The sequence below is a fragment of the Streptococcus infantis genome (genome assembly GCF_019929575.1).
GTDB classification, from domain to species: Bacteria; Bacillota; Bacilli; order Lactobacillales; family Streptococcaceae; genus Streptococcus; species Streptococcus infantis_L.
Map to the genome: position 1 here is coordinate 1 of NZ_JAHZPU010000098.1, position 506 is coordinate 506.

Below are 506 nucleotides of genomic sequence, written 5' to 3' on the forward strand. Positions count from 1 at the left end.
GGTAAAGAGATTCAAAAACCTCGTCAAGACACACCAAACTCACCATATGACACACCATATGACACTACTGAGGAAGGTGAAAAACCTAACTTCATCAAGGCAGAAGATGGTAAGACCTATAAGATCGTACCGAAGGGTGATTATCCTGTAGGTAAGGTTGATGAGAATGGACACCTTGAAAAGTCTGACCCAGTTACAGGTAAGGTTACTAAACCAAAATCAACTATCACTTATGTTTATAAAGAAGTGAATGGTAATGTCTATGTCCACTACGTTGATACAGAAGGTAAGACAATCAAGGACGATGTTACTGATGAAAAAGCTCAACCAGTAGACAAAGACTACGACACAGTTGTAGACAACCGTCCACAAGAGATTGAATTCGAAGGTAAGACTTACGAATTGGTTCCAGCTGGTACTTACACAGCCGGTGAAGTAGATGACCAAGGTCACTTGAAGTCAACAGACCCAACAACTGGTAAGGTTATCGAAGGCGATAAGAATGT

1 pseudogene is annotated in these 506 nt (G+C 40.9%); it reads left to right on the forward strand.

From position 1 onward, the window contains the following. Positions 1-506 (forward strand): annotated as a pseudogene (locus K1I67_RS09890) (MucBP domain-containing protein); the annotation flags it as partial.